The organism is Blastomonas sp. UPD001 (assembly GCF_003426715.1).
Lineage (GTDB): Bacteria > Pseudomonadota > Alphaproteobacteria > Sphingomonadales > Sphingomonadaceae > Blastomonas.
In genome coordinates this window covers 2,011,771-2,019,544 of record NZ_QKVT01000001.1, presented here as the reverse complement: position 1 = coordinate 2,019,544, position 7,774 = coordinate 2,011,771, and the positions used below count along the sequence as shown (strand labels likewise).

Below are 7,774 nucleotides of genomic sequence, written 5' to 3'. Positions count from 1 at the left end.
ACCTCCTCGCGGCGCAGCGTGTTCATGTGCTGCACCCCGGCGATGCGCGTGTGCACCAGGCCCGCAGAGCGCAGCACGCGGAAATGGTGGGACATGCTCGATTTCGGGCGGCCGCCGTCGAGCGCGGCGCAGCTGGCTTCGCCCGCGCGGTCGAGCTGGCGGACGATGTCGAGCCGGACCGGATCGCTCAGCGCGTGCAGCGCGTGCTCGATGGTGACGTCGGCAAGATCGGGATGCGCATAATTCCTCATGCGCACCCATATAGCAGGCCGGGCTTGTAATTCCTATAGTTCGATTATATACGAACTATCAAACATCCCCAAGCCAAGGACATTCCCCTCATGACCCTTCCGAACCCCGGCACTGACGCCCCGCTGTTCACCCCGTTCACGCTCAAGTCGGTGACGTTGCGCAACCGTATCGCGGTCTCGCCGATGTGCCAGTATTCCGCGACCGATGGCGTCGCCAACGCCTGGCACCGCTCGCACCTCGTCTCGTTCGCGCGCGGTGGGGCGGGGCTGGTGGTGGTCGAGGCCTCGGGCGTGTCGCCCGAAGGCCGGATCACCCCGGCGTGCCTCGGCCTGTGGAACGACGAACAGCGCGATGCGCTCGCGCCGATCGTCGCCGAGATCAAGGCCGCCGGCGCGGTCCCCGGCATCCAGATCGCGCATGCCGGACGCAAGGCCAGCGCCAATGTGCCCTGGGAGGGCGACGACCATATCGCCGAGGGCGATCCGCGCGGCTGGGAGCCGATCGCGCCGTCGGCGGTTGCGTTCGGCGGTGGCCTCAGCCGCACCCCGCGCGAGATGACGCTGGACGATATCGAGCGGGTGAAGGCCGATTTCGTCGCTGCGGCGATTCGCGCGCGCGATGCCGGGTTCGAATGGCTGATGCTGCATTTCGCGCATGGCTATCTGGCGCAGAGCTTCTGGTCGCGCCACTCGAACCAGCGCACCGACCAATACGGCGGCAGCGCCGAAAATCGCGGGCGTTTCCTGCTCGAGACGCTCGAGGCGGTGCGTGCGGTTTGGCCCGAGCATCTGCCGCTCTCGGCCCGTTTCGGGGTGCTCGAATATGACGGGCAGGACGAGGAGACGATGAAGGAATCGATCGCGCTGGTCGGCGACATGAAGGCGCGCGGGCTCGACTTTATTGATGTCAGCATCGGTTTTTCGACCCCCGCCGCGCAAATCCCCTGGGGGCCGGCGTTCATGGCGCCGATTGCGCGCCGGGTGCGCGAGGAGACCGGGCTGCCCAACGCCACCAGCTGGTATATCGGCAACTCGGAAAACGCCAACCGCATGGTCGCTGATGGCGATGTCGATCTGGTGATGATGGGCCGCCCACTGCTCGAGAACCCGCACTGGCCCTATCAGGCCGCGCGCGAACTCGGCGTCGACAATGCCAGCTGGGCGCTGCCCGCGCCCTATGCGCACTGGCTTGCCCGCTACCGCGCGGCGTGACCACTTATTGAGCAAAAAAAGGGGAGGCGGATGACCGCCTCCCCGATATGCGCAAGTGTCGTTCCGTTCTGATTATCAGGCTGCGCTCTGCATGCCATAGCCGTTGCGCATCAGGAACAGCGCGCGGCGTTTGCGATTGGCCCGGGTCTTGAACGGGTTGTCGCGGTTCGGGCGCTGCGCGATCAGCGCTTCGAGACGACGATGGTCGATCGGGCTGTCCGGATTTACCGAGCGGGCAACGGGCCGTGCGGGCGCGGGATGAATCACCGGCTGCGCGAAGCTGGCCGTAGCGGGCGCCGCCGCCGTCATCACCGGTGCCGCAGGCGGACGCCCATGCGGCGAGGCCAGGCTCCGCTCGTATTCGGCGTCGGATGCGCGCGCTTCGGCCATCATGGCCGCGCTCTTGCGCGTCCGGGTGCGGCGCAGCGCGATCGCGCCGCCACCGATGCCCAGCGCGGCCAGCAAGGCGGCCATCCAGCCCCAGACCTCGCCATCGCCTTCGGTCGGGGCCGGCGGTGGCGCTGTCACTTCGGAGGGCGGCGCGGTCAGGGCAAGAACGGCGGCAATCGCGGCCCTTGCCGGGCGAATGGGGTGCGATAGGTTTGTCATGGTATCGCAACAAACGCGCAGGGTCGGGAAATTCGTTCACGCTCCAAGCTCCAATTACCGGTCAAATGACTGCGCCGACCGGCAGAACGATTTTTTAGGTCTGCAAGACTGACCTGATTTGCTGCTAAAGCGATAGTGCTGATCTTTGCCGGGGACCCGAACGACATGCGCAGTTCTGCCATTGCACTTGCGATACTTGGTCTGGCTCTGGGCGGGTGGAGCTTGGCGGCACAGGGTCCGTTGCCGCTCGATCTGGCCATCACGCGCCATCTGCAGGCACTTGTCCCGGCGCCGTCGCCATGGATCGAAGGCTTGTCGTCGACTGCGGCATGGCCCTTTATCGTCGTCAGCGCGCTGGTCGCGGCAATCTTCGCCGCATCGCTGGCGGGGCTGCGCGGTGCGGCGGGGACGCTGGCGGGGATCGGCCTGGCCATGGCGGCGGAGCGTGGCCTGAGGATGCTGATCTTCGTGCCCCGGCCCGACCCGGCGCTGGTCGATGTCGCCCAGGCGAGCGCATCGTCGGGCCTGCCCTCGACCTTCGCCATTTTCTATGGAGCAGCCGCAGCGGCTCTGGTTCTGGTTTCGATGGGCCGTCGCGGGCCGGAAGCGCATATCGTGCGCTGGAGCGCCGTCGCCCTGCTGGTAGCGGGTTGCCTGGGCCGGGTCGCTGCGGGCGGCCACTGGAGCAGCCAGGTGGTCGCCAGCGCCGCATTGGGCGCGCTCGCCAGTCTGGCCGCGATGTACCTGTTCAGGGTGGCGCGCTGAGCTATTCCATCGCGAACCGGGGCAGGGTGGCGATGCCTGCGAGCGCCAGTCCTAGCGCTGCCGAGGCCCATAGCGAGCTCAGTCCCCATGTCTGGAAGGCGAGCGCGCCGAGCAGCGCGCCGGCCACCAGCCCGGCCCAGAGCAGCAGATAGGGCAGCCATTCGCCGCGATGCTCGCGCTGGTGCACCCGCGCCAGCGCCTGGCCGAGCTTGACCAGCGTGCCCGTCATATAGGTGAGGCCGATGCTCACCTGACCCTCGCGCTGGAACGCGGTGTTCTCCGCACCCATCGCGAGCAGGGTGCAGCCGATCGCCGGAATCGTCATCCCCGCCATGGCGAGGCCTGCCGCCAGCGCGAGCAGCGCAGCGACGAGCAGCACCGTTACCGGCAACCGCTGCGCCCACCGCCATCCGCGTGGAATTGCCCGACATGAAGGCGGTGAAGAAGCCGCCGGTTTCCAGAAAGCCGATGGCATCGACAAAGCCTGCCAGCCCTGCGAGTGCGGCGGCAAGCAGCCAGTGATGGCGCTGATAGCGTGTCATGTCCGACGCTTAGCGCGCGGGGCAGGGTGCTGTCACCCGTCGCAAGGCAGTGCGCAGCGGTTTGACAAGTCCAACAGCGCTGCCTATATCCGGCTCCAACACCGGACGCTTCGAGACATGACAGGTTTGCGCGGACCTGCCGAACGAAGGAAGCCTTCGGGATAATTCTGACGCGATAGGCTGCGGTTCATGGGCTTCCCATGAGCTTGCGGCCTTTTGGCGTCTTTGTGCGCCGCGAATCGACAGACACGAAAAGGCGAAGACACGTTTATGGCAACTTCCGCACGAGCATCGGCCGCCACCAAGCCGACCCCGATGAAGCGTATCCGCAAGATCTTCGGTGACATCCACGAAGTCAGCGAAATGCCGAACCTCATCGAGGTCCAGCGCGAGAGCTACGAACAGTTCCTGCGTTCGGATCCCTCGATCGGTTATGTTTCGGGTCTCGAAAAGACGCTGCGCAGCGTTTTCCCGATCCGCGACTTCGCCGGAACCGCCGAGCTCGACTTCGTGCACTATGAACTCGAATCGCCCAAATACGATGTCGAGGAATGCCGTCAGCGCGGCATCACCTATGCAGCGCCGATGAAGGTGACGCTGCGCCTGATCGTGTTCGAGGTCGATGCCGAGACCGAAAGCCGCTCCGTGCTCGATATCAAGGAGCAGGACGTGTACATGGGCGACATGCCGCTGATGACCGCGAACGGCACGTTCGTGATCAACGGCACCGAGCGCGTGATCGTCAGCCAGATGCACCGTTCGCCGGGCGTGCTGTTCGATCATGACCGCGGCAAGACCCATTCGTCGGGCAAGTATCTCTTCGCAGCGCGCGTCATCCCCTATCGCGGTTCGTGGCTCGATTTCGAATTCGACGCCAAGGACATCGTCAACGTGCGCATCGACCGCAAGCGCAAGCTGCCGGTCACCTCGCTGCTGTACGCGCTGGGCCTCAACGACGAGGAAATCCTCGACTATTTCTACGAGACCGTGACCTATGAGCGCGGCACCGGCGGCTGGAAGATCCCGTTCGTCGCCGAACAGTGGCGCGGCATGAAGCCGGCGTTCGACATCGTCGATGCCTCGACCGGCGAAGTCGCGTTCAAGGCGGGCGACAAGATCACCCCGCGCGCCGCGACCAAGGCCGCCAAGGATGGCCTGACCAGCCTGCTGATCCCGACCGAGGAAATCTTCGGTCGTTACAGCGCCTATGACCTGATCAACGAGCAGACCGGCGAAATCTATATCGAAGCGGGCGACGAGGTCACCGCCGAGAATCTGGAAAAGCTCGACAAGGCTGGGATCGACCAGCTGGTGCTGCTCGACATCGACCATGTCACCACCGGTCCGTGGATCCGTAACACGATGAAGGCCGACAAGGCCGACAGCCGCGACATGGGTCTCGATGCGATCTATCGCGTCATGCGCCCCGGCGAACCGCCGACGCGCGAAACCGCCGATGCGCTGTTCGAAGGCCTGTTCTTCGATCCCGAGCGTTATGACCTCTCGGCCGTGGGCCGCGTCAAGCTCAACATGCGTCTCGAGCTCGATTGCGAGGACACCGTCACCACGCTGCGCCGCGAGGACATCTTGGCGGTCGTCAAGACGCTGGTCGATCTCAAGGACGGCAAGGGCGAAGTCGACGATATCGACAATCTGGGCAACCGCCGCGTCCGCTCGGTGGGCGAGCTGCTGGAAAACCAGTATCGCGTCGGCCTGCTGCGCATGGAACGCGCGGTCAAGGAGCGCATGAGCTCGGTCGACGTGTCGACCGTCATGCCGAACGACCTGATCAACGCCAAGCCGGCGGTCGCCGCGGTGCGCGAATTCTTCGGCTCGTCGCAGCTGTCGCAGTTCATGGACCAGACCAACCCGCTTGCTGAAGTCACCCACAAGCGCCGCGTCTCGGCGCTTGGCCCGGGTGGTCTCACCCGCGAGCGCGCCGGCTTCGAGGTCCGCGACGTTCACCCGACCCACTATGGCCGTATCTGCCCGATCGAGACGCCCGAAGGCCCGAACATCGGTCTGATCAACTCGCTCGCCTCGTTCAGCCGCGTGAACAAGTACGGGTTCATCGAGACCCCGTATCGCAAGGTGATCGACGGCAAGGTGACCGACGAGGTCGTGTATCTCTCCGCGATGGAAGAGGCCAAGCACACGATCGCGCAGGCGAATGCCGAGCTGAACGACGATGGCAGCTTTGCCGAGGACATCGTCTCGGCCCGCCAGGCCGGCGAATTCCTGATGGCACCGCGCGACATCATCACGCTGATGGACGTGTCGCCGAAGCAGCTCGTCTCGGTCGCGGCATCGCTCATTCCGTTCCTGGAAAACGATGACGCCAACCGCGCGCTGATGGGATCGAACATGCAGCGTCAGGCCGTGCCGCTGGTGCGCGCCGAAGCGCCGTTCGTCGGCACCGGCATGGAAGAGACCGTGGCGCGCGATTCGGGCGCCGCGATCGCCGCCAAGCGCGCCGGCATCGTCGATCAGGTTGATGCGACCCGTATCGTGATCCGCGCCACCGGTTCGGTGGATTCGGGCAAGTCGGGCGTCGACATCTACACGCTGATGAAGTTCCAGCGCTCGAACCAGAACACCTGCATCAACCAGCGTCCGCTGGTGAAGGTGGGCGACGTGATTGCCGAGGGCGACATCATCGCCGACGGTCCGTCGACCGATCTGGGCGAGCTGGCGCTGGGCCGCAACGCGCTCGTCGCGTTCATGCCCTGGAACGGTTACAACTACGAGGACTCGATCCTCATCAGCGAACGCATCGTGAAGGATGACGTGTTCACCTCGATCCATATCGAGGAGTTCGAGGTCATGGCGCGCGATACCAAGCTCGGCCCCGAGGACATCACCCGCGACATCCCGAATGTCGGCGAGGAAGCGTTGCGCAACCTCGACGAGGCGGGTATCGTCTATATCGGTGCGGAAGTGCATCCGGGCGACATCCTGGTCGGCAAGATCACGCCCAAGGGCGAAAGCCCGATGACCCCGGAAGAAAAGCTGCTGCGCGCGATCTTCGGCGAAAAGGCGAGCGACGTGCGTGATACCTCGCTGCGTCTGTCGCCGGGCGTATCGGGCACCGTGGTCGAGGTGCGCGTGTTCAACCGTCACGGCATCGACAAGGACGAGCGTGCGCTGGCGATCGAACGCGAGGAAATCGAGCGTCTGACCAAGGACCGCGAGGACGAGCGCGCCATTCTCAACCGTGCCACCTATAACCGCCTGCGCGAAATGCTGGTCGGCCAGGTCGCATCGGCTGCGCCCAAGGGCGTGAAGAAGGGTGTCGCCATCGACGAGGCGCTGCTCGACGAGGTCGAGAAGCACCTGTGGTGGAAGTTCGCGGTCGAGGACGATGCGGTCCAGGCCGATCTCGAAGCGGTCAAGGCCCAGTATGACGAGGCCGTGACCCGCATCACCGAGAAGTTCGACGACCGCCGCGAGAAGCTGGAGCGCGGCGACGAGCTGGCTCCGGGCGTGCTCAAGATGGTCAAGGTGTTCGTCGCGGTGAAGCGCAAGCTGCAGCCGGGCGACAAGATGGCCGGACGCCACGGCAACAAGGGGATTATCAGCCGCATCCTGCCGATTGAGGACATGCCGTTCCTCGAAGACGGCACTCATGTCGATTTCGTGCTCAACCCGCTGGGTGTGCCGAGCCGCATGAACGTCGGTCAGATCTTCGAAACCCATCTGGGCTGGGCCGCGCGCGGTCTGGGTCAGCAGATCTCGAAGGCTCTGGACGAATGGCGCGAGGCCAATCCGAACCCGGAAGCGGGCCCGCCGCCCGATGCCGTGCGCGAGAAGCTGAAATACGTCTATGGCCCCGAATATCATGCCGAGATCGACAACCGGTCGGACGAAGGCGTGGTCGAGCTGGCTGGTCTGCTGCGCAACGGCGTTCCGATGGGCACCCCGGTGTTCGACGGCGCGCGCGAGGCGGACGTGTCGCGGATGCTGGAGCGGGCGGGTCTCGACCCGTCGGGCCAGGTCGATCTGTACGACGGCCGTACCGGCGACAAGTTCGACCGCAAGGTGACCGTGGGCTATATCTACATGCTCAAGCTGCACCACCTGGTCGACGACAAGATCCACGCGCGTTCGATCGGGCCGTACAGCCTGGTCACCCAGCAGCCGCTGGGCGGCAAGGCCCAGTTCGGTGGCCAGCGCTTCGGGGAAATGGAGGTGTGGGCGCTCCAGGCCTATGGCGCGGCCTATACGCTGCAGGAAATGCTGACGGTGAAGTCCGACGACGTGGTCGGCCGCACCAAGGTCTATGAGGCGATCGTCAAGGGTGACGACACGTTCGAGGCCGGCATCCCCGAGAGCTTCAACGTGCTGGTGAAGGAAATGCGCTCGCTCGGCCTGAACGTCGAGTTGAAGACGACCGAC

At 65.1% G+C, this 7,774-nt stretch carries 5 protein-coding genes and 1 pseudogene; 3 read left to right on the top strand and 3 right to left on the bottom strand.

Features of this window, described 5'->3' with window-relative positions; all coding sequences use genetic code 11:
• A partial coding sequence (locus tag DM995_RS10235; RefSeq protein WP_157973285.1) for an ArsR/SmtB family transcription factor occupies positions 1–251 on the bottom strand: 251 nt, incomplete at its 3' end.
• A gap of 90 nt (positions 252–341) precedes the next feature.
• Between DM995_RS10235 and DM995_RS10230 the strand changes: the two genes are divergently transcribed.
• A complete protein-coding gene (locus tag DM995_RS10230) occupies positions 342–1,463 on the top strand; it encodes an NADH:flavin oxidoreductase/NADH oxidase (protein WP_116969355.1) in 1,122 nt (373 codons plus the stop codon).
• Between the two features lie 75 nt (positions 1,464–1,538).
• On the opposite strand, the gene DM995_RS10225 is transcribed toward DM995_RS10230, so the two are convergent.
• Complete coding sequence (locus DM995_RS10225) at positions 1,539–2,072, bottom strand: hypothetical protein (protein ID WP_157973158.1); 534 nt, start codon at positions 2,070–2,072, stop codon at positions 1,539–1,541.
• Between the two features lie 222 nt (positions 2,073–2,294).
• Between DM995_RS10225 and DM995_RS10220 the strand changes: the two genes are divergently transcribed.
• Positions 2,295–2,837, top strand: a complete 543-nt coding sequence (locus DM995_RS10220; protein ID WP_232824297.1) for a phosphatase PAP2 family protein — start codon at positions 2,295–2,297, stop codon at positions 2,835–2,837.
• A 1-nt stretch (position 2,838) separates the two neighbouring features.
• Here the strand turns inward: DM995_RS10220 and DM995_RS10215 are convergent.
• Positions 2,839–3,379 (bottom strand): annotated as a pseudogene (locus DM995_RS10215) (YoaK family protein).
• A gap of 270 nt (positions 3,380–3,649) precedes the next feature.
• On the opposite strand from DM995_RS10215, the gene rpoB reads away from it, so the two are divergent.
• Positions 3,650–7,774, top strand: a 4,125-nt coding sequence (gene rpoB, locus DM995_RS10210) for a DNA-directed RNA polymerase subunit beta (RefSeq protein ID WP_232824290.1), incomplete at its 3' end; no start/stop codon positions are given.